General features: G+C 62.9%; 20 protein-coding genes. 13 read left to right on the top strand and 7 right to left on the bottom strand.

Annotated elements, in window-relative coordinates; genetic code table 11:
- Window positions 1-36: 36 nt before the first annotated feature.
- Entirely contained in the window at window positions 37-1053 is a 1017-nt protein-coding gene (locus MRBLMU1_RS23190) for a glycoside hydrolase family 53 protein (RefSeq protein WP_363506398.1), read from the bottom strand.
- Window positions 1053-1988 carry a Gfo/Idh/MocA family protein gene (locus tag MRBLMU1_RS23195; RefSeq protein ID WP_363506401.1) on the bottom strand — a complete coding sequence of 312 codons (936 nt, stop codon included), beginning with the start codon at window positions 1986-1988 and terminating at the stop codon, window positions 1053-1055. Before MRBLMU1_RS23195 ends, MRBLMU1_RS23190 begins: the two co-directional genes overlap by 1 nt.
- Before the next feature lie 316 nt (window positions 1989-2304).
- On the opposite strand from MRBLMU1_RS23195, the gene MRBLMU1_RS23200 reads away from it, so the two are divergent.
- The 7 genes from MRBLMU1_RS23200 to MRBLMU1_RS23230 all read left to right on the top strand — a co-directional run bounded on the left by MRBLMU1_RS23200 (window position 2305) and on the right by MRBLMU1_RS23230 (window position 11338).
- Window positions 2305-2805: an FxDxF family PEP-CTERM protein gene (locus MRBLMU1_RS23200; RefSeq protein ID WP_363506404.1), complete on the top strand. Its 501-nt coding sequence runs from the start codon at window positions 2305-2307 to the stop codon at window positions 2803-2805.
- 207 nt (window positions 2806-3012) lie between these two features.
- The gene (locus tag MRBLMU1_RS23205) at window positions 3013-3519 is read left to right on the top strand and encodes a hypothetical protein (protein WP_363506407.1); all 507 of its coding nucleotides are present in this window, start codon (window positions 3013-3015) and stop codon (window positions 3517-3519) included.
- A 209-nt stretch (window positions 3520-3728) separates the two neighbouring features.
- Window positions 3729-4970 (top strand): sugar MFS transporter, encoded by a 1242-nt coding sequence (locus MRBLMU1_RS23210; protein ID WP_363506410.1) that lies wholly within the window; start codon window positions 3729-3731, stop codon window positions 4968-4970.
- 384 nt (window positions 4971-5354) lie between these two features.
- A complete protein-coding gene (locus MRBLMU1_RS23215; protein WP_363506517.1) occupies window positions 5355-8564 on the top strand; it encodes a winged helix-turn-helix domain-containing protein in 3210 nt (1069 codons plus the stop codon).
- Window positions 8561-9079, top strand: coding sequence for a hypothetical protein (locus MRBLMU1_RS23220; RefSeq protein WP_363506413.1), 519 nt, complete (start codon window positions 8561-8563; stop codon window positions 9077-9079). The genes MRBLMU1_RS23215 and MRBLMU1_RS23220 overlap by 4 nt, the downstream gene beginning before the upstream one ends.
- A gap of 231 nt (window positions 9080-9310) precedes the next feature.
- A complete protein-coding gene (locus MRBLMU1_RS23225; protein ID WP_363506415.1) occupies window positions 9311-10375 on the top strand; it encodes a hypothetical protein in 1065 nt (354 codons plus the stop codon).
- 84 nt (window positions 10376-10459) lie between these two features.
- Window positions 10460-11338: an exo-alpha-sialidase gene (locus tag MRBLMU1_RS23230; RefSeq protein ID WP_363506418.1), complete on the top strand. Its 879-nt coding sequence runs from the start codon at window positions 10460-10462 to the stop codon at window positions 11336-11338.
- A gap of 114 nt (window positions 11339-11452) precedes the next feature.
- Here the strand turns inward: MRBLMU1_RS23230 and MRBLMU1_RS23235 are convergent, their stop codons facing one another.
- Complete coding sequence (locus MRBLMU1_RS23235) at window positions 11453-13228, bottom strand: PHA/PHB synthase family protein (RefSeq protein WP_414646110.1); 1776 nt, start codon at window positions 13226-13228, stop codon at window positions 11453-11455.
- 110 nt (window positions 13229-13338) lie between these two features.
- On the opposite strand from MRBLMU1_RS23235, the gene MRBLMU1_RS23240 reads away from it, so the two are divergent.
- The 4 genes from MRBLMU1_RS23240 to MRBLMU1_RS23255 all read left to right on the top strand — a co-directional run bounded on the left by MRBLMU1_RS23240 (window position 13339) and on the right by MRBLMU1_RS23255 (window position 17044).
- Window positions 13339-14751 carry a bifunctional enoyl-CoA hydratase/phosphate acetyltransferase gene (locus tag MRBLMU1_RS23240; protein ID WP_363506421.1) on the top strand — a complete coding sequence of 471 codons (1413 nt, stop codon included), beginning with the start codon at window positions 13339-13341 and terminating at the stop codon, window positions 14749-14751.
- Between the two features lie 92 nt (window positions 14752-14843).
- On the top strand, window positions 14844-15368 hold the full coding sequence (locus MRBLMU1_RS23245; RefSeq protein ID WP_363506424.1) for a hypothetical protein: 525 nt from the start codon (window positions 14844-14846) through the stop codon (window positions 15366-15368).
- Window positions 15361-15891 (top strand): hypothetical protein, encoded by a 531-nt coding sequence (locus tag MRBLMU1_RS23250; RefSeq protein ID WP_363506427.1) that lies wholly within the window; start codon window positions 15361-15363, stop codon window positions 15889-15891. The genes MRBLMU1_RS23245 and MRBLMU1_RS23250 overlap by 8 nt, the downstream gene beginning before the upstream one ends.
- 106 nt (window positions 15892-15997) lie before the next feature.
- Window positions 15998-17044, top strand: coding sequence for a chemotaxis protein CheB (locus MRBLMU1_RS23255; RefSeq protein ID WP_363506430.1), 1047 nt, complete (start codon window positions 15998-16000; stop codon window positions 17042-17044).
- Window positions 17045-17090: 46 nt separating this feature from the next.
- Here MRBLMU1_RS23255 and MRBLMU1_RS23260 read toward each other — a convergent pair whose 3' ends face one another.
- Window positions 17091-19418, bottom strand: a complete 2328-nt coding sequence (locus MRBLMU1_RS23260; RefSeq protein ID WP_363506433.1) for a glycoside hydrolase family 2 protein — start codon at window positions 19416-19418, stop codon at window positions 17091-17093.
- Between the two features lie 216 nt (window positions 19419-19634).
- The gene (locus tag MRBLMU1_RS23265; protein ID WP_363506436.1) at window positions 19635-20411 is read right to left on the bottom strand and encodes a MipA/OmpV family protein; all 777 of its coding nucleotides are present in this window, start codon (window positions 20409-20411) and stop codon (window positions 19635-19637) included.
- Window positions 20412-20935: 524 nt separating this feature from the next.
- Here MRBLMU1_RS23265 and MRBLMU1_RS23270 point away from each other — a divergent pair.
- Complete coding sequence (locus tag MRBLMU1_RS23270; RefSeq protein ID WP_363506439.1) at window positions 20936-21538, top strand: DUF6630 family protein; 603 nt, start codon at window positions 20936-20938, stop codon at window positions 21536-21538.
- A gap of 18 nt (window positions 21539-21556) precedes the next feature.
- Here MRBLMU1_RS23270 and MRBLMU1_RS23275 read toward each other — a convergent pair whose 3' ends face one another.
- A complete protein-coding gene (locus MRBLMU1_RS23275) occupies window positions 21557-22657 on the bottom strand; it encodes an SGNH/GDSL hydrolase family protein (RefSeq protein WP_363506442.1) in 1101 nt (366 codons plus the stop codon).
- Window positions 22658-23353: 696 nt separating this feature from the next.
- On the opposite strand from MRBLMU1_RS23275, the gene MRBLMU1_RS23280 reads away from it, so the two are divergent.
- Complete coding sequence (locus tag MRBLMU1_RS23280; RefSeq protein WP_363506445.1) at window positions 23354-23680, top strand: hypothetical protein; 327 nt, start codon at window positions 23354-23356, stop codon at window positions 23678-23680.
- 48 nt (window positions 23681-23728) lie between these two features.
- Here the strand turns inward: MRBLMU1_RS23280 and MRBLMU1_RS23285 are convergent, their stop codons facing one another.
- Complete coding sequence (locus MRBLMU1_RS23285) at window positions 23729-25861, bottom strand: peptidase domain-containing ABC transporter (RefSeq protein ID WP_363506448.1); 2133 nt, start codon at window positions 25859-25861, stop codon at window positions 23729-23731.
- Between the last annotated feature and the right edge of the window lie 12 nt (window positions 25862-25873).

The raw sequence follows: 25873 nt of genomic DNA on the forward strand, positions 1-25873 counted from the left end.
GAAGGATTGCCACCTTGCAATCCGCCGCGCGCCGTCCTACTCGCGGAACGCGTCCATGATCGCGGTCGGCCTGCCGTTGTCGAAGGCGCCCATCGGATAACCTTTCCAATTGTAAGCCTGCGGTTCCCAATAGAACGCGCCGGCGCCCTTGCCGTGGTCGACCTGGCGCACCTTGGCGATCAGGTCGGCGATGATGGCCCGGCCCTCCGGATGATTCCACGGCGCGCCGACCTCGGCCAGCATCACCGGTTTGCCGTAGCGGGCCGCCAGGTCGTTCATATTGTGCAGGCAGGCCGCCGTCGCCGCCCGCCAGTCGACACCCTTGACGGTGGTCGGATAGGCCGACGCGCCGATCACGTCGAACTTGCCGCCATTGGCCAGCAAGCCGTCGAAGTTCCAGCGGAACTGGCGGTTGTCATGGCAGTTATCCACGTGCACGATCACCTGCGCGTCCGGGAACACTTGCTTCGTGGCATCGTAGCCGCTGGCGACGAAGCGCGCGTAGTTCTTCATATGGGTGCCGGCCGCGCCCTCCGGCCACAGCATGCCGTGCGTGGTTTCGTTGCCCACCTGCACCCATTCCGGCGTGATGCCGGCCTCGCGCAGCGCCGCCAGGGTGGCGCGGGTGTGGTCGCCCACGGCCTTGGCCAGTTGGTCGACGCTGTAACCCTTCCAGGCGGCCGGTTTGAACTGCTTGCCCGGATCGGCCCAGTTGTCGCTGTAGTGGAAGTCGATCATCAGCCGCATGCCGGCGGCCTTGGCGCGCCGCGCCTTGGCCAGCACGTCGGCCAGGCCGTTATAGCCGTCGGCCGGATCGACCCACACGCGCAGCCGCACCGCGTCCATCCCCTGTTCCTTGAGCGTGGCAAACAAGTCCTGGCGCTTGCCTTCGCGGTTGAGGAAGGGGCGGCCGGCCGCCTCCATCTCGGTGATCCAGCTGATATCGGCGCCTTTGGCGAAGCCGCCGTCGGCCGCGTGGACCGCCGGATGCTGCAACGCGGCCAGCAATATGCAAGCCGCCAGCGCCGTGGCGCGTCGTGTGATGGTTGTCATCAGTCGTGGAAGGCGTCGACGACCTTGCGTTTGCCCAGCATGAAGGCGTCGGCCACATGGCGCAGCGGCGCCACATCGACATCCGAGCTGGCGGTTTTGACCAGCTCGGCGAAGCGGCGGTACAAGGACGGGTACTCGGCTTCCTTCTCCAGCGGCTGCTCCTTGCCGGCTATCCACAGGCGCGCGCCGCCGTCGCTGAGCTTGACCTCGCCCTGCGCTGTGCCGACCACGATGTCCCAGCTCTGCTTGCCGGTCTGGCGCCAGTCGAACTCGGCGTGGACGGGCACGCCGGCGGCGTTCTTGAAGTGCAGCTCGGCGGCGATCGGCGCGTCGCGGTTTTCCGGGAATTCCAGCGTGGCGCCGGTGAGGAACACCAGCGACGGCAGGATCTCGGTGACGATCGACAAGGCGTTGATGCCCGGATCGAACACGCCCAGGCCGCCGGCCTGCCAGATCCAGTCCTGGTTCGGATGCCAGTGGCGCACATCCTCCTTCCAGGTCACCTGCATGTTAATAGGCGGGTGCGCGGCCAGGTAGGCCTTGGCCGGCTGCACCGCCGGCGCGTAGCGCGAGTGCCAGCTGGTGAACAGGGACACGCCGTTGGCGGCGGCCAGCGCCTCCAGGTCGGCCACTTCGGACAGGGTGGCGCCGGGCGGCTTTTCAAGGAACACGTGCTTGCCGGCGGTCAGCGCCACATGGGCGGCGGCATAGCGGTACTGCGGCGGCATGCACAGCGAGACCGCTTCGATCTCGGGCATGGCGGCCAGCATTTCCTCGATCGACTTGAATCCCGGAATGCCTTCAATGGTGTTGTTGCGGCTGGCCGAGGCGACCAGCGCGAAATCGGTGTTGGCCGTGATCGCCGGCACGTGCTGGTCATGGACGATCTTGCCCACGCCGACGATGGCAAGTTTGATTGGTGACGTAGCTGACATATATAAGCATCTTTCTGAAAAGTGAACCGCGGGCTGATTGCGTGCCGAGTGAGCTGCGACGCTATCCTAAAGCGAGCATGACGGTGCCGCCAATCATTTTTATCGTTGTAAATATACTCAAATGGCATGACGAATCGGCGGTCGATTGCTGCGGTGCAACAGAAAATGAGGCGTCCGTACAACTCGGCCTTAAATAAGTGAAAGGAAGTGTAAAAACGATAAGTGTGTGATTGAAATTGCAAATCAAAAGATGCTACTATCGGTCTCAGTTACACCCCACCCCTGATCCACCCCCTACCCTTCGCCGAGGATTAATATGAAATTAAAATCTGTTGTAGCAACTGCCGTACTTGCCGCAGCGTCGTTCAGCGCTTCGGCGACCGTCCACAACCTGGGCGTGCTCGACCCGTCCGGTTTCGACAGCCTGATCGGTTCGTCCGAGAAGTTCGGTGCCGGTGTCTCCATTAACGACACCTGGACCTTCGAGCTGCTGGCGCCGTCGGCCACATCGTTCGCGGCCGTCCAGACGTTCGCCGTGACCGCAGGCCAGATTCTGAATTTCTCGGCCGTACTGAACAGCACCAGCTTCGGTTCGCCGACGCCTGGCGCCGGTTCGCAAACCCTGAGCTGGACCGGTCCGCTGGCCGCCGGCATCTACAGCGTCAACATCACCGGCGTGACCGGTTTGGCGAATTCGACCTACGGTGCCACCGTTTCGGCCATCCCGAGCGCGGTGCCTGAGCCGGAAACCTACGCCATGATGCTCGGCGGCCTGGCCCTGATGGGCGCAGTCGCCCGCCGCAAAGCGAAGAAATAACCAGCGGAGGCTAACGCCCTTCGGTACCAAACCGGCGCGCCGGCCGGCCATCTTCCCCGATGGCCTGCCGGCGCGTTTTTCTTTGCGCTTTCTTTTTTTTAGGCGGCCTTGGTGCTTTTTTGCCGGCTATATGCTGCATAGCGAACATAAGCCCCGCGCCTATCACCTTACAATTTAGCAATAACGGAATCTTGTAAGGACACCCCCATGAAAAAGCTCTTGACGGCCTTCGGCGCGATCCACGCGCTGATCGCCTTCCTGTTCGCCGTCGCCGCGCTGTTCCTCATCGCCATCAGCGCGCGCATCGGCTGGGACGCCGCCACCGGCGAGATCGGCCTGGCCGCCGCCCAGGAGGTGATCGAGGCGATCGGCATCCTGGCCGCCGCCGTGGTGGCGCTGCAGATCGCCGAGACCATCATCGAAGAGGAAGTGGTGCGCGACGCCGACATCAGCGCGCCGACGCGGGTGCGGCGCTTCCTGTCGCGCTTTTTCGTGGTGGTGGTGGTGGCGCTGGCGATCGAGGGCCTGGTGGCCACCTTCCACGCGGTGCATGACGATCTCGCCGGCCTGGTGTACGTGGCGGCGCTGGTGGCCAGCGTCGGCGTGCTGCTGGCGGCCTGGGGCGTGTTCGTGCATCTGAACCGCTCGGCTGAGGAACTCGAGCCGGAAGCGATGGAAAAAGCCCAATCGGAAGACCACAAGGTGCAGGCCTGACCTTGCTGTTTTACCAGTACTACGATCTGGTGATATCTGCCATATCGAAAAAGGTATAGGACATTGTTATTTATTCATTGGCAAGATAAGGGGATTGGCTCTACCATATTCCTCCCGCTTGTTGGAAAGGAAAGATTATGGCAGCGCCTATTTCATCTGCTCGCACTATGGAGACGACCTCGTCTCCCGTTGTAAGCTATCGTGCGACGATGTCGCTGCTTGCAAGTCTGTTTTTTACGTGGGGCTTCATCACCGTCATTAACAATACGCTGCTGCCGCACCTGCGCAGCGTCTTTGACCTGAACTACACACAAACCACGATGATCGAGTCGGTCTGGTTCATCGCCTACTTCGTCGCCTCGATCCCGGCCGCGCGCCTGATCGAGCGCATCGGCTACAAGAAATCCATCGTCGTCGGCCTCGCCATCATGGCCGCCGGTTCGCTGATGATGATCCCGGCGGCGCGCCTGCCGTCGTATCCGGTCACCCTGTTCGCGCTGTTCGTGATCGCCTGCGGCATCGCCCTGCTGCAAGTGGCCGCCAATCCCTACGTCGCCGTCGTCGGTTCGCCGCAGACCGCCTCGTCGCGCCTGAACCTGGTGCAGGCGTTCAATTCGCTGGGCACCACGTTCGCGCCGCTGTTCGGCGGCTACCTGATCCTGGGCCGCTCCAACTCGGGCACGCTCGAAGCGGGCCAGGTGCTGACCCAGGCCGAGCGCCTGGCCGACGCCCAAGCGGTGCAACTGCCCTACCTGATCGTCGCCGGCGTGCTGATCGTGCTGGCCGTCATCATCGCCCGCTTCCCGCTGCCGGAAATGAAATCGTCCAGCACCAGCCGCGCCACCAAGGAACAGCGCGGCAAGCACTCGCTGTGGCGCCACCGCAATCTGGTGTTCGGCATTCCGGCCATCTTCATCTACCTGATCGCCGAGATCGGCGTGGCCAACCTGTTCATCAACTTCGTCTCGCAGCCTGAAATCGGCAACGTCAACCACGAAACCGCGTCGCACTACTTGTTCATCCTGTGGGGCGGCATGATGATCGGCCGCTTCGTCGGCGCCGCGCTGATGCGCACCGTGTCGGCCGAGACTGTGCTGGCCGGTGCCAGCATCGGCGCCGCCATCGTGATGCTGATCGCCACCTTCACCACCGGCCACATCGCCATGTGGGCGCTGATCTCGGTGGGCCTGTTCCACTCGGTGATGTTCCCGACCATCTTCACACTGGGCATCAAGGGCCTGGGCCCGATGACCGAGGAAGGCGCCGGCTTGCTTATCATGGCCATCGCCGGCGGCGCGCTGGTGGTGGTGCAGGGCTGGCTGGCCGACATCTACGGCCTGCAGATGTCCTTCCTGCTGACCGCGTTGTGCGAAGTCTATGTGCTGTTCTACGCGCTGTGGGGCTCCAAGGCCACCAACGCCTTCCCGGACGAGGAAGCGAGCCCGACCTGAAGTATGAATCCGCCGGCGGTCGCCTGACCGCCGGCGCCCCACGAGGCCGATGCCGACGCTTTCCCGCGTCCGCATCGGCCTTTTTCTTTTCTCAACATCCCCGCCATCGCACTTATTAGCAATATTTACAGGTTGCCAAAAAATAAGGAACATGCGATATTGGCTTTAATATAACAAAATCCCCCGACAAGCATTGCGGCGTACATGTTTCCGCAAACGTCCGGCCTGACCTCCCACGCTTAAAGAGCAACGTTGAAGCCGGCCCCATCCCCCCCCCAGTCCGTGCCATCCAGCAGCGAGCCGATCCCGGACACCGCGCGCTTCCTGCTTGGCGATTGGATTGTGGACGTGGCCGCGCACCGCATCGAACGCGGCGGCGACATCGTGCTGCTGGAGCCGCGTCCGATGGCGGTACTGGTAGAATTTTGCCGCCATGCCAACGAGGTGCTCACGGCCGACGCGCTGCTTGAGGCGTGCTGGCCCGACCACGCGCAGAGTGATAATCCGCTGCATAAAGTCATCGCGGGGCTCAGGCGCGCACTGGGCGACGACGCCAGCAAGCCACGCTACATTGAAACGATCCGCAAGCAGGGATACCGCGTCATCGCGCCGATCCGCGTATTGTCCGGCCAGGGACCGCGCGGTCTGGGCAACGCCTGGCGCGGGAGATCGCCGTTTCGTGGGCTGGAGCCGTTCGATACGGAGCATGCCAGCGTCTACTTCGGACGCGATGCGGCCGTCAAGCAGTTGCTCGCATGCGTGGATGCGCAGTGGGAACGCGGACATCCGCTGGTGGTTTTATTGGGCCCCAGCGGTTCCGGCAAGACATCGTTGGTGCGAGCGGGCCTGGTGCCGGCCATGTCCGCGGACGCGGCAACATCGGCCACCCGGCTGCGCGCCAGCGCCGTGGCGCTCGCCGACCTCGGCGCGCTCGACGAGACCGGGCCATGGCAAGCGCTGGCGGGTGCCTTGCTGGACTGGGAAATAGCCGGCACGCCTTTGCTGTCCGGCCACAGCATCGCATCGCTGTCCCAGGCATTGCTCGAGCGACCCGACGAACTGCCACGGCTGCTGGCGACCGGACTTGCGGCGCGCGCGCGAGGCGCCGCCGGGGTGCCGCTGCTGGTGCTCGACCGCCTCGAGGGCCTGTTCCAGATGGCCGCCGGCATCGACGTGCGGGCATTCCTCGACTGTGTCGAGCAGCTGGTGCACAGTCGACTGGTCATGGTGCTCGCGGTGTGCCGCAACGACTTCTATCCCAGCCTGGCCGGCCATCGCCTGCTCATGCACGACAAGGAGCACGGCGCCCACATGGACCTGGCGCCCCCCGATGCGGAGGCCATCAGCCAAATCATCCGCCTGCCGGCGCGCGCGGCCAATTTAACCTATGGCAGCGACGCGAACGGCTTGAATCGGCTGGACGACCGCCTGTGCGCCGAGGCCACGCAAGCGGGCGACGCTTTGCCGCTGCTGCAATACACGCTACAGGCGCTTTACCTCAAGCGGGAGCCTGGCAATGAACTGACATGGGCCGCCTACGAGGAACTCGGCGGGCTCGAAGGGGCGATCGGCGGCCGGGCGGAAGCGATCCTGGCGGGCTTGCCCGGCGCGCAGCAAGCCGCGCTGGCCCGACTGCTGCCGCGCCTGATGGCCTTGTCCGCCAAAGACGCCGCGCCCACGGGCCGCTCGGTGATCCAGGCCAGCCTGGCCGACGACAATGAGCGCGCGCTGGTAGACGCGCTGGTCGATGCGCGCCTGCTGGTGGCCGACCGGGTGGCGGGCGTGATTTGCTTCCGGGTGGCGCACGAGGCGCTGCTGCGCAAATGGCCCCGGGTCACCGCATGGGTGGCGCAGCACCGCGCGACGCTGGCGGCGCGCGATGAACTGGCGCCGTGGGTGCGGCGCTGGCTGGACGGCGCGCGCGCCAACGCGTTGTTGCTGCCGCGCGGAACGTTGCTGTGGCAGTCCGGCAGCGCCGCGTCCGGGGTCCCCCACCTGTTTAGCGCCGAGGAGCTGGACTTCGTGGCCCGTTCCCTCGCCCGGCTCAAATGGCAGGCGCGCCGACGTTGGGCCGCCGCCGCCGGGGTGCTCGCGCTGGCGGCGATCGCCGGCGTGGCGGCCGTGCGCAATGCCCAACTGGCACAAGCCGTGTCCGCGCGCGAGCTGCAAAGCCGCCGCCTGGCCACCTTCATGCTCGGCAAATTGGCCGACCAATTACGCCCGGTCGGCAAGCTCGATTTGCTCGAAAGCATAGGCGAACAGGGCTTTCAGTTGCTGAATCCCACCGATGCGCGCGACGAGTCCGCCGCCGACACCTTGCAACGGGCCAAGGCGCTGGTGGTGATAGGCGAAGTCAACAGCACCCGCGGCAAGAACCATCTCAACATCGCGACCGCCGCCCTGGTGCGCGCCTACGACCTGCTGGTGTCCATCGACCAGGTCCCGGACGGCGATAGCGGGGAATACTACAAGACGTTGGGAGCCAGCGCGTTTTGGCTCGGTCAAATCGCCTATGACGCCAGCCGCCTGGACGAGGCCAGCAAGCAGATGGAGCGCTATCGGGCCGCCAGCGAACGATGGCTGGCCGCGGCGCCGGCGGACCCGCAGGCCCGCGCCGAACTTGGCTATGCGCTTGGCAGCCTCAGTTCCATCGCCATGAAGCGCGGCCGCTGGGATGAGGCACGGCGCGGCTTCGAGGCGTCGCTCGCCCTCAAGTCGGCGGTGCTGGCCGGCCACCCGGATGATGTCGAAGCGCGCGACGCGGTCGCTAGCGCGCATACCTGGCTGGGGCAATTGGCCCATATCCAGGGCCAGCCGGTGCGGGCGCTGGCGTTGTACGACGCGGCGCGCGCCGTGCAGCTGCAACTGACGACGGCCCGGCCCAGCGAGTCGGTGCGGCTGCGCGACCTCGGCGTGCTGGAAACACGGCGCGCCGAGGCGCTCCTGGCATTGGGACACGGCGCCGGCGCGCTACAAGCCCGGCAGGGCGCGGTGGCCTGGCTCGACAGGGCCCTAGTGAACGGCGCCGGCAACCTGTTTTGGCAAGCCGAACGCTTGCATGCGGAAAGCGCCCTTTTGCTTGCCATGGTCGATGGCGGTGTTTCCATCGTTCCCGCCTTGCCGTTGCTGCGTCGCCGGTTGGCCGCCCAAGCCAATGTCGAGCGCGCCAATCCGCAATTGTGGCAGCAAACCGTGGTTCAAGCCACGTTGGCCGACGCCGAACTGGCCGCCGCCAAGCGTGACTGGCCGGCCGCGCGCAACAGCGCCTACGCGGCGGCGCAAGGACTACGGGCCCTGATGGCGAACCACCCCTACCTATGGCAGGGACGGGAACTACAGGCTCGCGCGGGATTGCTGCTGATACGCGCGCATGCCGGCGCGCCGGCGGCGCACTGCGCAACCACACGCCTGACCCTGCAACCGGCGATCGACTCCGGCCAGGCGGGTTTCGTGCTGGAAGCGTGGCTGACGGCGCGCGCCTGCGCCGGAGCCGGCGCCGTCGCTGGGAACGAGTTGCAAAAACTAAGCGCCGGAGGCTATCGCCCCCGGTCGACCGAGTTTCTAACGCAGTTCAAACGAGGAGCCACACCATGACGAGCCAAGTAGCCGCGCCCACCCCCATGCAAAAAAAGATTGCAACCTTTTATGTGGTTCCCGTCGTCCCGAACCCTACCGACACGGAAACCGTTTTGTATTACCAGGATGGACAACACAACGAGCCGCTGTGGGTGCCGGCGAATCCGAAAGACTTGAACGCCAGGGCTCAGCGTTGCGATGCGAACAAAGTCAAGCTGATCCAGCTATCGCAGCAGGAGACCCGCCGTGGTACGGGCCTGCCACCCGCAAAGCTCGACGCCACCGTCAGGCTGTACGCCGGAGTGGCGAAGACCTTGGACGCGTGGGATGAGTTAAAGAGCGTCTACGCCGCCGAAACGGACGGGTCTTTGATCATTGACGTGGCAGCCAATTCGACACGCGGCCTGATCCTGGTGTTCACCCAAACGCAAACAGCGGTAAACGGTGGAACGCCGCCTTATCCCGTCGCGCGCTTGATCGCCAGTACCGATCCGGAGATTAAAAACAGTACCGGCGGCAATATCCCAGATTAACGTGACGCCTGCCTGGCAAGGCATAACCCGACCGGGGCCGCCGTGGGGCGCCCCGGCGTGCGGACAGCTCCGATAAAAATGTTTAGAAACAATAACTTGGCACGGTAAGGTAATCGTAAGGTCGTATTCCTCCAAATAATTCAATCTCCGAAACAGTTCACCGGCAACCGGCCAAATCCGCAGCGACGCTGGCCGGCCCGGCCATGTGACCACCGTCGTCAAGGAGAAACCATGATCGTTCCAGCCAATATCGAATTGCGCAACGTGCTCGACGCATTCAACGCCGTTCCCGACATTGCCACGCGCAACTACTACGCCTGCCCCACTGCGCCCACCAAGCCTGCCGGCACGCTGTGTTCCCATTTCAAGGGGATCGCTGCGTTCGCCGACAAACTCATTTTCACCCACACCGATGTCGATGACGGCGCGGCATCGGGAAAATACCTCATCGCGGACAAACTGGGCGCAGGCGGCCAGGGCGTTGTCGACGCCACCTATGACACCCAGGAACAAAACTGGTGCCATCCCTGCTCGTCCCAGGCTTGCGGCAGCTTCATGGCGATGGGCATCCAGGCAAGCGAGACGAGCGGCGATGACTCCGTCATCCAGATTTGCGATCTGCGTCCTACCCTGGGTAACGAGCCGATGGTTGTCCTGGGCAGGATCGCCCACAAAGGAGGGGTCAACGGCGTCGGCATGACCAAGGAAGCCGGACCGGGCGGGCGCTATCTCGTCGCCGGCGTCAACGGACATGAACTGACCCTGTACCGTTCCACCAGCGACTCCCTGCAGCCATCGCAAATCGGCTTCGAGCCGGTCTACCACACCAAGGAATTTGCCGAATCCGGCGCCGGCCTGGCGCTGGTGACCCAGACCGACGGCCGCATCTTCATGTTCACCCTGAATGCCAACGACGACGGCAGCAACAATGTCATGTGCTTGTATCACATCGACCTGGCCGCCCGGGAACCGTTGAGCAAACTACCCGGCGAGCGGAAAATGGCCGTGCCGGGCGTGAGCCAGACCCTGACCGACTTGCTGAGCTATATGCTCAACAATCAGCAAGCACCGCTGGCCCACGCCCTCATCCTCTTGCTGTGGTCGGTCGCCGAACCCTATATGAACAGCAGCTTTCGCTGGGGAAAGGGTTTGGCCATCACCTCGTCCGACTCGGTCACCGTGTATGCCTCCGACCGCAACGTCTTCAGCCTGTCGCAGATCGCGCCCTCGCGCCAGGATTTCTCGCTCGTGGTATGGGGGGCTCCCGATGCCCAGGCGACACCCACCCTGCCATGAGTGCTCATGAACCGGCCCGCAAGGGCCACGCGCCGACCGGCGCACACGTGCAACACCACCCGTACCACCAACTGGAGAAACACTATGAACAAGCCTGAGAACCTTCCGCAACGCGCCGCCAACACAGCCATCGTATTTTCCAATCCGACCGCCATTCCCGGTCAGTTCGGCTCGATTCCCGCCTTGGCCCCCGCCCCGCAAGGCGGCTTTTGCATGGCCTACAGCGACGCTAACAACTCCCAGATCTGGACCACCCTGTCGCTCGACTGCGTGACATGGCAGCCAGTCACCGAAATCGGCCAGCAGACGTCGGTGCCGGCACTGGCATTGTTCCACGACTTGCTGTATATGCTCTACACCGGCTCGGACAGCTCCCAGATTTATTCGACCACTTCTGCGGACGGGATCACCTGGAGCACGGCCGTCGAGATCGGACAGCAAACGTCCATCCCCGCGCTGGCCGCGTTCGGGGATTATCTGTGCATGGTGTACTCCGATTCCAACAGCTCCCAGCTCTGGGCCACCCGGACCAGCGACGGCGCCAACTGGTCGCAAGCCGTCCAAATCGCCGGCCAGTATTCCTCGGTGCCGGCGCTCGCCGCCATGGGCGATTATCTGTACATGGTCTACACAAGCAACAACAGTTCGCAGCTGTACTGCACGCGATCGCTCGATGGCCTGAACTGGGATCCCGCCCAGCAAATCCAGGACCAGCAGACCTCAATCCCGGCACTGGCCGCGTTTGAAGGGTTGCTGTATCTGGTGTACTCCGACGCCAACAACTCCCAGCTGTGGGTCAGCACCTCCGGCGACGGCGTCAACTGGAGTGCCGCCCAGCAAATAGCGGGGCAAAATACCTCGGTGCCGGCGCTGGCTGTCGCGGAAACGCGATTGGAGATGGTCTATAGCGGCGCCAACAGTTCGCAGCTGTATTCGAGCTACCTGATCACCGACGCCGACTAAACATCCCATCCAGGGAACATGCCGCGCAAGGGTTTCCAAGTGGGAAGCGGCCGCATGACACTGCCACGCGGCCGACTTGTCGTTGGCGTCCGGCGCGGGGCCTTCCGCCGTCCCTCATTTTTCCAGCACATAGCGTCCCGGCGCCGGCTCCAGCGGCTCCCGCGCCACGGGCGGCGCCACCAGCGCGCCGCTCGACCGGGCCGCCAGCCAGCGCTGCCAGTGCGGCCACCACGATCCCTCCACCAGGTCGGCCTGCTCGCGCCACGCGTCGGGGGCGCGGTAACCGTCGGCCCCGCGCAACGGCGGCTGCACCCGGTAGGCGCGGCGCGGATGCCCCGGCTCGGACACGATGCCGGCGTTGTGCCCGCCCGAGGCCAGCACGAAGTCGATGGGCGCGTCGCACAGCAGGTGGATCTTGTACACCGAGCGCCACGGCGAGACGTGGTCGCGTTCGGTCGCCAACGCGTAGACCGGCACCGTCACGTCGTCGAGCACCACCGGCCTGCCGTCGACATGGTAGCGCCCCTCGGCCAGGTCGTTGCGCAGGAACAACTGGTGCAGGTACTCGCTGTGCATGCGGAACGGCAGGCGGGTGCTGTCGGCGTTCCACGCCATCAAATCGTTCGGCGCGGTGCGCGTGCCCAGCAGATACTCGCGCATCATGCGCGACCAGACCAGGTCGCGCGCGTGCAGCAGCTGGAACGACGCCGCCATCTGCTCGTCGTCCAGATAGCCCTGGTCCCACATCAGCGCGTCGAGGAAGGCCAGCTCGCTGTCGTCGATGAACAGTCCCAGCTCGCCCGGCTCGCTGAAATCGGTCTGCGCCGCCAGCAAGGTCAGCGACGCCAGGTCCTCCTTCCGGCCGTGGTCGCCGTTCGCCATCGCCGCGGCGCCGATCGCCAGCAGCGTGCCGCCGAGGCAGTAGCCGACGCCATGCGCCGGCGCCCCGGCGCAGCGCCGCCGCACCTCGTCGAGCGCGGCGAACAGTCCCTGGCGCAGGTAGTCGTGCATGCCCAGCGCGCGGTCGTCCGGCCCGGGATTGCGCCACGAGATCATGAACACCGTATGGCCCTGCCCCACCAGGTAGCGCACCATCGAGTTACGCGGCGACAGGTCCAGGATGTAGTACTTCATGATCCACGACGGCACCACCAGCACCGGCTCGCGGTACACGGTCGCGGTCTGCGGCGCGTACTGGATCAGCTCGATCAGCTCGTTGCGGTACACCACGTCGCCGGGCGTGACCGCCACGTCCACGCCCGGCCGGTATTGCGGGCCGGGCGGTTCGGGCACCGCCATCCACGGCGGCGCCAGGTGCCGGCACAGGTCCTTGCGCCAGTTGAGCGCGCCGTCGGCCAGGCTGCGGCCGCCGCTGGCGAGCGCGGCGCGCTGCACCTCCGGATTGGTGGCGACGAAATTGGAGGGCGACCACATGTCGAGCAACTGGCGCGCGGTGAAGCGCACCACGTCGGCATGGTGCGGCGAGACGCCGCGCACTCCAGTGGTGGCGTCGCGCCAGAAACGCTGGCAGCGCAGGAAGCCCTGCACGTACAGGTCGAACGGCCACTGCCGCCACGGCGGCTGGACGAAGCGGCGGTCGTCGGGATCGGCCTCGACGGGCGGGGCGAACGGCGAGAACGCGGCCAGCCACTGCGCCCCCAGCTCGGCGCACTTGCCGGGGGCGCTGGCCAGGTGCATCCACCAGTCCTGGAACGCCAGGGCCAGCGCGATCGGCGACACGCCGCCGGTGGTGCGCGCCAGCTGCGCCTGCACGAACAGATCGAACTCGTTGCCCAGTTCGGGCGCGGGCGGCTCGTGCACCACCTCGGACGCCGGTTTGACACGCATCGGCAAAATATTCACACACGCCTCCATGGCTTGACGGTCCATTATGACGAAGCACCGTCGGTCGCGGGATTGATCCAGATCAAAGTCGAACCGGTGTCCGCTCGTAGACTGCACCGCATCGGGGTCCGCGCCCCGGCGCCGGACACCCTGCTATGACTGACACCGACAACACCGAAGAGTTCATCGAAAACGTCACCTTCGACGAACTGCGCGTCGGGCAAAGCGCGCGCCTGAGCCGCACCTTGTCGCCGGAGGACATCGCCGCGTTCGCCGCCGTCTCCGGCGACGTCAATCCCGCCCACGTCGACGCCGAGTACGCGCACGGCACGCTATTCAAGGGCGTCGTCGCGCATGGCATGTGGGGCGCGGCGCTGATCTCGCGCCTGCTCGGCACGCGCCTGCCCGGCCCCGGCACGATCTACCTGGCGCAGACGCTGCAATTCCTCAAACCGGTGCGCATCGGCGACGAGTTGCGCGTGACGGCCACGGTCGGCGCCAAGGAGCAAACAAAAAAGCACGTGACGCTCGACTGCGACATCAGGAACCAGACCGGCACGGTGGTGCTGACCGGCGTGGCCACGGTGATCGCCCCGACCGAGAAAGTGCGGCGCCCGCGCGCGCAGCTGCCGCCGTTTTGCCTGGCGCCGGCCGCCGATCCGTACGCCACGCTGCGCCAGCTGGCCCGGTCGCTGGCGCCAGTGCGCTGCGCGGTGATCCATCCATGCGACCTCGTGTCGCTGCGCGGCGCGCTGGAGGCGGCCAGCCAGGGATGGATGGTGCCGCTGCTGGTGGGGCCGGCGCCGCGCCTGCGCGCGCTGGCGGCCGGCGACGGACTGTCGCTGGACGATGCGGAAGTCATCGACGAAGCGCACAGCCACGCGGCGGCCGCGCGCGGCGCCGCCCTGGCCGCCGGCGGCGCGGTGGAAATGCTGATGAAAGGCAGCCTTCATACGGAGGAACTGATCGACGCGGTACTGGCCGAGCCGGCGCTGCGCACCAAGCGCCGCCTGTCGCACGTGTTCCGGCTGGAGGTACCGACCTACGGCAAGGCGCTGCTGGTGTCCGACGGCATGCTGCACATCCAGCCACGGTTGGCCGACAAGGTCGACATCGTGCAAAACGCCATCGCCCTCGCCCACGCGCTGGGCAACGCGTGCCCGAAGGTGGCGCTGTTATCGGCGGTGGAAACCGTCAACCCCAGGATCGGCTCGACCATCGACGCCGCCGCGCTGTGCAAGATGGCCGATCGCGGCCAGATAGCAGGCGCGTTGCTGGACGGTCCGCTCGGCTTCGACAACGCCGTCTCGCCCGCCGCCGCGCGCGCCGACGGCATCGTCTCGGCGGTCGCCGGCCAGGCCGACATCCTGATCGCGCCCGATCTGGAAAGCGGCGACCTGCTGGCCAAGCAGCTCAAGTACATGGCCGGCGCGGCCTGCTGCGGCGTGGTGTTGGGCGCGGCCGTGCCGATCGCGCTGACCGGCCGCGCCGACCCGGCCCCGGCGCGCGCCGCCTCGGCCGCGCTGGCGCTGGTGCTGGCGCACCGCTATCGCGAACAGCGGCCATGAACGCGAAAATGATACGCCTGCCTGTTTCGGGCTTCGCAAGTGCATTCCACCCTTGATGCGATAATGCGCCGGTACGGTTTGGAGGCTAAGAAATGACTGACAAGTTTATGCAGTTCATTCAAGAGCAAACGGCTGTTGCCAGCGATGAGACGGCAGGAGCGATGTCGATTGAACAGGACAAGCGGCGCTGGCTCTCGAAGTTAGATGAGCTAAAAAAGCTGGTCAATGACTGGCTGAACGCCTATGTGGAAAAGGGGATCAAGACATCGACCAGAATGGTCCCGTTAACCGAAGAGCAAACTGGCACATACCAGGCACCCCAGATCGAAATCACCGTCGGGCAAGCTGTTGTGAAGCTCAAACCGATAGGCACGTTCTTGATTGGCGCATGGGGACGCGTCGACATGGAAGGCCCCCGGGGAGTTTGTCGCTTGATCCTGGTTCCCAAAAGGGCAAAGAACCCACTCTTTGCATTTGATGAAAAACCAATACCAGAGCAAGTTGCGATGCCTGATCTGGTGTGGAAAATTATGCCGGCCCCGCCGGCACTGGCGTACATTGAACTGACGCGCGAGATGTTTTTGGACATGTTGATGAAGGTCGTGCGGGGTGAGTAAACTCAGCCTGTCCGATCAGGCACTGACCCTACCCGATGTTGCGCGACATTACTCGGTAGTGACGACGGCGACATATGATTTTTTTTCCAATCCTGACCCCACAGTGCTCACCGCCCACCCGAGTCTTGCAGGATATGTCGGATTGTCCGTGGACGTGGTGCGCTCGAGTGTATTGACTGAGATCGACCACAACAGCGCCCTCTCAGCCCTCGCCTGTGTGGAAGCCGCCGTACGTACCGACTACTTGAGACGAGTCCATAACAAAGAGAAGGGCAAGATTTCGCGAGCTCTGCGCGCAATATACCAGGTGAAGGAAGAGCGGGCGAGATTGGACGACGATCTATTGCTCTGCTGGCGTGACAATTCAAATGTGTCGAAGCTCTTGGTGGGCGAGTTGATCGGTGCGTTTAACTATCGGAATTGGCTCGCCCATGGTCGTTACTGGACACCAAAATTTGGTCGTCGATACGATTTTTCCACTGTTTATCCTATCGCCGACGCGTTCCTGACATCCATCGCTTAGATGTGTGTCGGCACCGCCCCCGTTTGTTCCGAACCCTTTGCCCAACAGAACATTCGCAAAGGCGGTATTGGGATACAGTAGTCGCATTTCTGACCCCGGGGGCAACATGGCCAAATCCACTATTGCGCCACGTGCGGGGGCCGCCGCGACACCCATCGTCGTGATCGGCGCCTCGGCGGGCGGCGGGGACGCGATCAGCGCCCTGCTGGCCCAGCTGAGCCCGGATTTCCCGGCACCCATCCTGATCGTCCAGCACATGGCGGCCACCGCGTCGACGGCGGCGCAGATCCGTCTGCTGAGCCGCAACAGCACCCTGCCGTGCAAGGCCGGCGAGGACGGCGAGATGCCCCTGCCCGGCCATGTCTACCTGCCCACGCCGGATCACCACCTGATGCTGGCGGGCGAAACGATGCGCGTGACCAAAGGCGCGCGCGAGAACCGCGCCCGGCCGGCCATCGACGCATTGTTCCGCTCGGCGGCGGTCTCGCACGGCAACCGGGTGATCGCGGTGATCCTGAGCGGTTATCTGGACGACGGCACCTCCGGCATGGAGGCCGTCCATCGCTGCGGCGGACTGTGCGTGGTCCAGGACCCGGCGGACGCGAGCTATCCCGACATGCCGCAGAACGTCATCAACAATGCCTGGGTGGATAAATGCGTCGCGCTGGCGGACATGGGACCGCTGCTACTCAAGCTGGCGGGCCGCAAGCGCGGCAAGCGCAAGGCGGTGCCGGCGGACGTCGCGATCGAATCGAAGATCGCCGAACGGGTGCTCAGCGACCTCGAATCGGTCGACGCGCTCGGCACCCTGGTGCCGTTCAATTGCCCCGGCTGCGGCGGCGTGCTGTGGGAGGTCGGCAAGGCGGGCCAACTGCGCTATCGCTGCCACACCGGCCACGCCTACACGGCCGGCGAGCTGCTGGCCGACCAGACGCAGAAAATGGAGGAGACGCTGTGGGTGGCGCTGCGCATGTTCGAGGAAAACCGCAACCTGCTGGTGAAAATGCGCAGCGAGGGCATAGGCAACCCCGCCTACGGCGAACGTATCGACCAATCGGCGATCCACATCGGCCGGATCCGCGCCATGCTGAACGGCGATACGTCCGATCCGGACGCGCAGGTTAAGAAGAAACCGCGCGTCACAAGGAAGTGAAGCGGATCGCGACCGCACGCCAGCGGTCGCGATCAGTACATGGCGATTACAAGCGACCGCGCAGCGCTCCGGCTTCGGCGCTAATGCCCCCCTTGGCGCCCTTCACGCGCACCAGCACGCTGGCGATGCCGGCTTCAGTCGTCGCCATGCTCGGACCGACGATCTCGTAGCCATCACCGGCGGCGAAGGTCACCGTCTTGCCGCTCTCCGGCACCACGGTGCCGTTGGCGTCGAGCAGTCTGGCGCGGATGAACACCAGGTCGCCATCGGTCGACTTCACGGACAGGTCGTCCACCGCGACGCCCAGCTTGACCGGTTCGGCCGGCGTTTGCACGACATGCTCGGCCACCTTGCGGCCCTTGAGATAAGCCACCGCCTTGAGCGTGCCCGCCTGGAACCGGCCGGCGTCGAACTCCAGCGGCGGATGCGCCAGGTTCGGATGCGTCGTCGACGGGCCGCTCTTGACCTTGCCCAAGCTCTTACCGTTCAAGAACAGTTCGACCTCGTCGGTGTTGCTGAACACGCGCACCCGCGGCAGCGAGTCCTTGGTCCAGTGGCTGGCGATGAAGACCATCGGCCCACCGCCCCACTTCGCCGATGTCTCCGATGCGTCGCGCTGCGAGCGGAAGAACTCGGCCGAGAACTTCGGCAAGCGGTCGATGCTCATCACGCCGGACGACTCCAGGTCGGGCGCGTAGCCGCGGCCATAGTCGAACATCACCCAATAGCCATCGGCCACCGCGCCGGTCTTGAAGTTGTCGTCGTGCGACTCGGCCAGGTTCTTCGCCTGCTGCAGCAAACGGGTCTCGCCATCGGTCAGCAACTGACGGCTGCTGCGGTCGGCCTCTTTCAAGTCGCCCCACGCCGTCTGATTGAAACCGGCGTTCATCGCGTAGTATTCCCAGTCGCCGTATTCGGAGACGATCAGCGCCTTGTTCGGCAGCGGCTTTTTGTCGTCCAGACGGTGCTGGCGCGCCTGCAGATACACGTCGTAAGTCTGCGGTACCCAACCGGCGGAATACGCCTGGTCGCCCGGATATTCCTGGTGCACGGTCTTGTGCAGCTTCTCGATCAGCTGATCGGGCATCTGCGTCTCGTTCAGCGAGCATTCCCACGCCAGCACGCTCGGATGATTGCGGTCGCGGCGCACCATGTCGCTACAGGTTTTCAGCACCTGCGCGGAGAACGCCGGATCTGGATTGAAGTACTGCCAGCCCGGGATACCCGGCAACACCATCAGGCCCAGTTCATCGGCGGCGGCCATGAAGGCCGGCGAATGCGGATAGTGCGACAGGCGCACGTAATCGAAGCCGGCGCGCTTGATCAGCAGCGCGTCGCGGTAGTCGGCTTGCGGCGACAGCGCGTAGCCGACATACGGATATTCCTGGTGGCGGTTGACGCCGCGCAGGAAGGTCTGTTCGCCGTTGATCAGCAACTTGCCCTTTTCCAGCGCGATGCGGCGGATGCCGGCGCGGGTCGTGACCACATCCTGCCGGCCCTTGCTCGATACGGTGGTATGGATCGCGTACAGGTTCGGCGACTTGGGCGACCACAATTGCGGGCGGTCGACCTTGAGGTCGCGGGTGACATGGCGGCACTCGCCGGCGGCCAGCTCGATGTTCTCGGCGCCGTCGGCGACGCGGGCGCTCTTAAACAGCAGGCGCTGGCTCAGCTGCGCGGAACGCGCTTCGCCGGCCGTGTTGCACACCTCGGCCTTGACGCGGACGATGGCGGACTTTTTATCGGCCTGCGGATAGGTGACGAAAACACCGCCGCCCGCCTCGGTGTTGGACAGCATCTCGTCACTGATATGCACGGCCGGCTTGATGCTCAGCGTGACGTCGCGGTAGATGCCGCCGTACTGGATGTAATCCAGGTCCTTCAGCGGTTTCGGGCCGGTGATGGCGTTGTCTTCGTTGTTGATGCGCACCACCAGCTCGTTGCCGCCGCCGGCCTTCAGGTGCGGCGTGATGTCGTACGAGAACGGCAGATAGCCGCCCAGGTGCGTGCCCAAATGCTTGCCGTTGACCCAGACGTCGGCCACGTTCATCGCGCCCTCGAAGCGCAGCACCGCCTGTTCGCCCGGAGCGACCTTGGCGTCGAAGGTTTTTTTATAGTAGGCGCTGCCCTGCCAGGAATTGACCGGCACTTTCGCTTCGAGGCGGGCCGTGTGCGGCAGATCGACCTTGGTCCACGCGCCCGGCGCGACCTTATCGACCGTATCGGCGGCCTTGGCGTCGTCACGGTAGAAGTCCCACGACTGATTGAGGCTGGTGGTGGCGGCACTGGCCGCCGAGCTGACCGCCAGTGCCAGCAAACCGATGGTCGGGAAGCCCCGCGCCTGCTTTTGTAGCCTCGAAATAAAACTGCTCATAGTGCGTGGAACTCCCAAAAAAATACCGGATCGAAGGAAGGAACAGGCGGCAGCCCACGCATGGTAGCGGCCGCCAGTTATCACGGCGCAGTATATCCAGTATTGTTTTGACACGCAGCCGAAAGCCGGTCCGTATACAAATTATTCATGGGTCGAGATAACTTTGATATACGGCATCACCGATCGACAATAATGCAAGCCGGGCGGGCTCCCCGCTTAGAAGTTGTACAGGTAGCCGAAGCGTACGCTGCTCTCGCTCGATTTCTCCACCAGCGGGCTGTCCTTGATGGAGCTGCCCAGCGCCGTCGCGCTGACGTCGACGAACACGTTGTGGCGCGGCGTGACGGCGTAACCGAAGCGCACGCCGACTTCGGCGTTGGTGGTGGACTCGCCGACGTAGCGCGCACGGCCCGCGCGGACCTCGGTCGCCTTCACGCCGTAGTAGTAATCGACGTATTTGTCGTCGTGCCAGTTGGCGGCCACGCGCGGCGTTACCGTCAAGGCGCCGGCCTTGAAATTGCGGCTCAGTTCCAGCTTGACGCGCTTGCCCTCGGCGTCGCCGGTGGCGGTGAGCGCTTCGACCGAGGCGTTGACGATGCTGTTGCGCCAGATCGCCGCGCCGCCCACCCACAGGCCGCCCTTGCGTTCGTCCATGCCGTTCAGGTATGGGGAATCCTTGGCTTCGTAACCGTCACCGGAGTACTTGGCGCGCAGGCGGAACGAGATCGGGCCGGCCGATGGCAGCTTGGCGTCGAGCGTGGTGCCGAAGAAGCTGATGTAGCGGTTCTCGTACATGATCAGCGGCAGTCCCTGGACCTTATTGTCGAAGTCGCGGTAGGCGCTGGCGGTGTAGCCGGCGGCAAGGCCGAGTCCCCAATGGGATGGTTCGGGGGAGGCTTCCTTGGCCGCCAGTTCCGGGGCGAGGACCTGGGCTTGCGCGGCGCCGGACAGCAACAGTGCCAGTAAGGGGAATGCGAGGCAGGATTTTTTCATGCTGTAATTCTCTTTCAGGTTGATAACGCCAAAGAAAAATAAAATTGGCATTGGGGTTCACGCGGCGGGGGCAGTGACGGCTGATCGGCCGGATCGGGCCGGCTGTCATATGGTTTCATTGAGGGTGCTTCAGCAATAATCGAGGAATGGCGCAGCCATTGGCCCGGCAAGGCGACGCCAGGATCGAAGCGCGGCAAGCGCTCTGCGCGACATGCGAAAAGCGGCAGCTGCCCGGGCGCGTGCGGTGACTGCGTGGCGCAGCCCGGGAACATAGCGCCGGTCGATATGATCCACGGACCTGGCCCCAGCCGGCCGCCGCTCCTGCGTTTAAACACTGACCATCTCCTATTCGTTCCCGAGACGCTCCAGACCTTGGTGGTGTGGAGACGTCGACGAAACGAATAGTGCCCGGACGTTATTAAGAAGTTTTTAGGGTTATCGTGGCGCCAGGGCGACGCCCCAGATGCCGCCGTCCGTGGAGGCTGCTATCCTGCGGATGTCGATATCATTTTAGAAAGCTTGATATGTTAAAACGCCTGTCCGAGATGTTTTCCCGCAAACCTCAAATCGACCCGGCCGACGACTCCGAACCCGACGCGCAGCTGATCGAGCAGGCGGCCGCCCACAAGGAAGCGATGGAGCAATTCATGCGGCTGGTGACGCGCCAACTTGGCGACGAGGAAAGCGAGCGCCTGACCAACAATGTGTTGGCGCAGTTCGACGGCAGCGAGGTGAACGAGGGCTGGTTCGCCCTCACGAACTTCCTATGCGAAGGCTTGCTGGGCGAAGAAGGTCAGGAACACGGCAAGTGGCTGATGATCCAGGTCGACTGGAAAGCCAGCGAAGAGATCGACTGGCAGGTCAACGAAATGCTGGAGACACGCGGCATCGACGACCAATGGGAATGGGATTCGGGCGGCCGCACCGTCATGGACGGCCTGAAGGTACTGTCGGACTGGCTGCCCCGGCACGCGCTGTCGCTGCTGAGCGTCGACTTCGGCCAGGACGCCTACCACATGCTAATCGTGGACAACGAGATCGCGGCGCGGGTCATCGAAACCGGCCAACGCGCTGGCGTGGACGTGCGCTCGTTCCAGGACTTCGCGGTGTCCCAAGGCGAGGGCTAGCCCGCCCGGGGGTTCGGCCTACCAGTCCATTTTTGCCCTTATCACCGCCGTCAGCAGCGCGGCGTTGGCGCGGTGCTGCGGGATGCGCGGATGCCCGTTGAAGCCGGTGTAGGGCAGCACCACGGTATCGATGCGGGCGTCCTTGTTCTCGTCGCGCATCTGATCGACGGCGGTGCGCACATAACCCGGCCACTTGGAGCCGGGCCTGACGGCATCCATGCTGCCCAGCGCGCAGATGAGATAGGCCTTGGGATACTTGGCGCGGATCGTCTCGACGAATTTCCGGTAGGCCGCCACCCGCTGGGCGTCGTCGGGCATCGGCGACAGGCGCTTCTCGCGGTCGATCAGCCAGCTGTCGTTCTGGAACAGGTTGATGACGACGACGTCGGGTGTCCACTGCTTGAAGTCCCACACGGTGTCATTATTGCCGACCGCGTTCAACTGGTCGTAGAAATCCGGCATCGTGAACGGGAACCAGCTGATCATCACGCCGATGCCGCTTTGCGAAATCAGATGCAGCTCGGCGTCCAGCGCGCGCGCCGTGATGGACGCGTAGGACATGAAGCTGTTCTTGTCCTTGACCAGGTGGTCGGGACCGTCGGCGGGCGACTCGTTGCCCATGCCGCTGGAGATGGAGTCGCCGAAGAACTCGATGCGCCGCTGTTTGCGCGGCGGTGGCGCCAGCAATTCGCCGCCGTCGGCCAGTTCCAGCCCGCGGAAGACGGTGGCGCCCTCCTCGCCCTCCGAGCGCTTGGTGATCAGAAAGCTGTGACTGCCCGGGGCGAGCTGGCCGGCGACGGGATAGGTCTTGCCGCCCTTCTCCGCCTGCACCAGCACCGGCCGCGCCAAGTCGCCGTCGATGTAGACGTCGAAAAAGTTCTTGCCGAACTGGTCGTCGAGTTTGATGGCCAGCGTGGTGCCGGTGAAATTTCCCCCAATGCTGGTGCCCGGCCAGGACATCTCCGGCGCGGCCGCGTTGCGCTGGTCGACCCGCCCCGTGTACTGCAAGTTGGCGTTGTCGGCGCCGACCGTGACCGCCGACCAGGCAGAACCGGACAGCGTCAAAGCGACGCAGGCGCCGATGAGGGCGAGCTTGTTACGGAATATTTCAAATGCCATGTTTACATCCTCCTGCGGCTATTGTCCGAGCGCAAGGAGGACCCGGCAATTGCGTTAATCACCAATGACGGCAATGAAATTCCCAATCGATTCGACAGCGTTGCCCGTTATGACTGATCAGCCGGCCTCCGCGCACGCCGATCCGGCCAGTGGCGCGCGATACCGGCCCCTTGCGCCACATCCTATTAAACCTGTCCAGATCGCAACGTCCTCATTATCGACAAAGTTTTTTAAATACGCCGCACCACCCATTAAAATGATCACAATGTTGATCGAATTAAGTCGGCATCCTCGATAAGTTTCACAAAAATCAATTCATGCTGTAAAGTTTCGCATGGTATCGTGATATTAATTCGAAAACGTACGGCAGCGGTTCCGGCCATCCTTGCACCTATTAACGGGCAAGGAATATTTATAAATTGAAAATCTACGGGAGCGCTTGTCCACTGCGGCCCTCTAGTCGGCGCGGCATTTTCGAGCTCGCTTATGCCCTTATCTCTCAACCAATAACCGCAGGCCGTCAATCGATTTGATGGTCGCGGTTCATCTAAAGGGCTTTGGTTTTCCGGCTTGGAAACCTTAGACCTCGTCAGGGCAGAATGCCGCAAGGCGGCATGTTCAAGTCGAGGGTAAACCGCCTACACCGGATAAGCCGATCCGGTGGATTTAGTAATCTTTCACTAGCATGGGGAAAGCATGAATAAATACTTTGATTTGAGCAAGATCACGCTGGACGAAACCGGAGGTGTGCAGGGCCGGGACGACAGTATCCGTGAGCTTGAGGATATTGAAATCCAGAGCGTGAGCGGCGGGAACAATCAGACCATCTTGTGCGACGGTAATAGCGGGGCCAACGACGCCTGTATCAACTTGACGGGTTGTAGCGAAGAGACCAATCAATCGTCCTGCTCGAATATCAACTATTGTGATGGCGGCAGCAACGAAGGTTGCGATAATGGCTTCTATTGCGAAGACACGTCAAATTCGCGGGGCTGTTCTAACGATATTCCCTTCTGTTCCTAACACCATTTACGACTAATAGTAGCGCCCGGGTTAAAACCCGGGCGTTTTCTAGCCGAATTTTTCCGCGCTGGTCGGTTCTGTATTGGCATATGAGAGCCCATCGATGGGATTCAATTCAATAACTTTTCCCTTGTGAAGCAAAACAACCCGGTCCGCCGTTTTTATTGTTTCCGGGCGATGAGCAATTATCAATCTGGTAAGTTCCAGGCCCGAGATGGAATGATTAACCCGCCGCTCATTGGAGACATCCAAATGGCTGGTTCCCTCATCAATCGCCAAAATTTTGGGTCGTTTGTACAGCGCTCGTGCAAGCAAGACCCTTTGTCTCTGTCCGGCGGACAAGACGTTCCCCATATCGCCAACATAGGTCTCATAGCCCATTGGCATAGCGCAAATCTCGGCGTGGATACCCGCGAGTTGCGCGCAATGGACGGCGTGCTGCCGGTCTATTCGAGGGCTGAAGAATGAGATGTTATCGACAACCGAGCCCGCCAGAAGCACGTCGTCCTGCATCACGGTTCCAATGAGCTGTCGATATGCCTGCAGGCCGATTTTATTAATCGGGATGCCGTCGATTAAGACTTCTCCCTCGGTCGGGGGAACCAAACCGAGAATGATCTTAAATAGCGTCGATTTTCCACATCCGCTTTTCCCAACCAACACCGCAGTTTCGTTCGGCCTCAGAGTCAAGTTCACACCATCGATCACCCACGGTTCGCCCTGCGCATATCGAAACCGAACATTTTCCAGCGTGATAAGCGGTTCCAGACGAGAGACATCGCTCAACGTTTCCGGTGGCAATTCCCGTTCTTCCAAGGCGATCTCTGCGATCCTGTCGTTGTGCAGGCTCAACATCTTCATTCGTATCCATAAATCGGTCAAGTTATTGACGCGCCCTGAAAATATCATGGAGTAGCTGCTAAAGGCCATCAACATACCGACGGATAGCTCGCCGTCGATCACGGCGCGCGCGCCGAAATACAAAACTAGCAGCGTCCTCGATGTGGAGATGGACGTCGAAGCGAGCTTGAATATGATATCCAGTTTTTGTGTTTCCAGATCCCGTTCAACCACGGCCATTTTTATGGATTGCCACCTCTGCACGCGGTCATGTTCGACGCCGAACAGCTTGAGCGGCGCTATGCCACGCACAGTCTCCATGAAAAACGAGGTTTCCCGGGCCGATAACAACAGCCGCTCATGGTTGGCTCGTCTAAAACTGGGATATAAAGACAACCGCAAAATCAGATAGAGGATTGCAGCCGCGAAAGTAGCTAACGCGAGGGTCGTGCTGTACATGAACATGAAAATCGACGCGAACACCACCATAATCACGTCGAGCAAGCTTTCAAGGAAAAGACTTGACAACGTGGACTGGACGTAAGCAAGGGAACCGAAGCGCGAGACAATATCGCCCATGTGACGCCTCTCAAAAAATGAGAGCGGCAACTTGACGAGATGACTCAGCAGACGTGTCGCCCATTGCACGCCCACTGAGGCACTCCAGCGCAGTAAAATCCAACTGCGGAAAATGCTGACGGCAGTCTGCATCACCATCAGCAACCCAAAACAGATTAAAAGCAAATTGAGTAGCGAGACATCCCCTGTGACGACAATATCGTCAATGATGATTTGATTAAAGAAGGGGCCGAACACGGCCAACAGCTCCAAGGCGAACGCCAAGCCAAGTAACTGGACCACGGCCCTGCGCAGTCCGAACACCCGCCCAACGAGATCGGCTAAGGAAATTTTCCGCCGCTCCTCGACCGGCTGGAAAGACGGACTGGGAAGCAGTTCAAGCACCACGCCGGTAAAGGAGCATGACACCTCCTCAAGGGTCAATTTTCGCTCGCCCACCGCTGGATCGACGATGACAAAGGTTTCGGCGCCAAAAATGGAGCGCGACACGGAGCGCAGGACCACGAAGTGGTCCAGATTCCAATGAAGGATGCAGGGCAGTCTGAGACTCGACAAGTTGGCGGGCTCGGCGCGCAACGGACGCGTTGAGAAATCTAGTGCGGCGGCGTACCCTATCAAGCTTTCGAGGGTCATGCCCTTCAGGCTCACCGAAAATTTCTTCCGCAAGGTGTAAAGATCCAGCTTGTAACCATGATGGTCGGCGACCATTGCCAGGCACGCCAAACCACATTCACTTCCTTCGCTCTGCAATATTGTGCGCATTCAACGATCCAA

The sequence above is a fragment of the Burkholderia sp. LMU1-1-1.1 genome, assembly GCF_040675865.1.
In the GTDB taxonomy this organism is placed as follows: domain Bacteria; phylum Pseudomonadota; class Gammaproteobacteria; order Burkholderiales; family Burkholderiaceae_D; genus Rugamonas.

Excerpts from the sequence above, each read along its gene's own strand:
- MRBLMU1_RS23270 (WP_363506439.1), top strand. The coding sequence starts at position 20,936 with ATGTTAAAACGCCTGTCCGAGATGTTTTCCCGCAAACCTCAAATCGAC.
- MRBLMU1_RS23225 (WP_363506415.1), top strand. The coding sequence starts at position 9,311 with ATGATCGTTCCAGCCAATATCGAATTGCGCAACGTGCTCGACGCATTC.
- MRBLMU1_RS23280 (WP_363506445.1), top strand. The coding sequence starts at position 23,354 with ATGAATAAATACTTTGATTTGAGCAAGATCACGCTGGACGAAACCGGA.
- MRBLMU1_RS23230 (WP_363506418.1), top strand. The coding sequence starts at position 10,460 with ATGAACAAGCCTGAGAACCTTCCGCAACGCGCCGCCAACACAGCCATC.
- MRBLMU1_RS23195 (WP_363506401.1), bottom strand. The coding sequence starts at position 1,988 with ATGTCAGCTACGTCACCAATCAAACTTGCCATCGTCGGCGTGGGCAAG.
- MRBLMU1_RS23220 (WP_363506413.1), top strand. The coding sequence starts at position 8,561 with ATGACGAGCCAAGTAGCCGCGCCCACCCCCATGCAAAAAAAGATTGCA.
- MRBLMU1_RS23265 (WP_363506436.1), bottom strand. The coding sequence starts at position 20,411 with ATGAAAAAATCCTGCCTCGCATTCCCCTTACTGGCACTGTTGCTGTCC.
- MRBLMU1_RS23190 (WP_363506398.1), bottom strand. The coding sequence starts at position 1,053 with ATGACAACCATCACACGACGCGCCACGGCGCTGGCGGCTTGCATATTG.
- MRBLMU1_RS23275 (WP_363506442.1), bottom strand. The coding sequence starts at position 22,657 with ATGGCATTTGAAATATTCCGTAACAAGCTCGCCCTCATCGGCGCCTGC.
- MRBLMU1_RS23200 (WP_363506404.1), top strand. The coding sequence starts at position 2,305 with ATGAAATTAAAATCTGTTGTAGCAACTGCCGTACTTGCCGCAGCGTCG.
- MRBLMU1_RS23235 (WP_414646110.1), bottom strand. The coding sequence starts at position 13,228 with ATGGACCGTCAAGCCATGGAGGCGTGTGTGAATATTTTGCCGATGCGT.
- MRBLMU1_RS23260 (WP_363506433.1), bottom strand. The coding sequence starts at position 19,418 with ATGAGCAGTTTTATTTCGAGGCTACAAAAGCAGGCGCGGGGCTTCCCG.
- MRBLMU1_RS23255 (WP_363506430.1), top strand. The coding sequence starts at position 15,998 with ATGGCCAAATCCACTATTGCGCCACGTGCGGGGGCCGCCGCGACACCC.
- MRBLMU1_RS23205 (WP_363506407.1), top strand. The coding sequence starts at position 3,013 with ATGAAAAAGCTCTTGACGGCCTTCGGCGCGATCCACGCGCTGATCGCC.
- MRBLMU1_RS23210 (WP_363506410.1), top strand. The coding sequence starts at position 3,729 with ATGTCGCTGCTTGCAAGTCTGTTTTTTACGTGGGGCTTCATCACCGTC.
- MRBLMU1_RS23285 (WP_363506448.1), bottom strand. The coding sequence starts at position 25,861 with ATGCGCACAATATTGCAGAGCGAAGGAAGTGAATGTGGTTTGGCGTGC.
- MRBLMU1_RS23240 (WP_363506421.1), top strand. The coding sequence starts at position 13,339 with ATGACTGACACCGACAACACCGAAGAGTTCATCGAAAACGTCACCTTC.
- MRBLMU1_RS23245 (WP_363506424.1), top strand. The coding sequence starts at position 14,844 with ATGACTGACAAGTTTATGCAGTTCATTCAAGAGCAAACGGCTGTTGCC.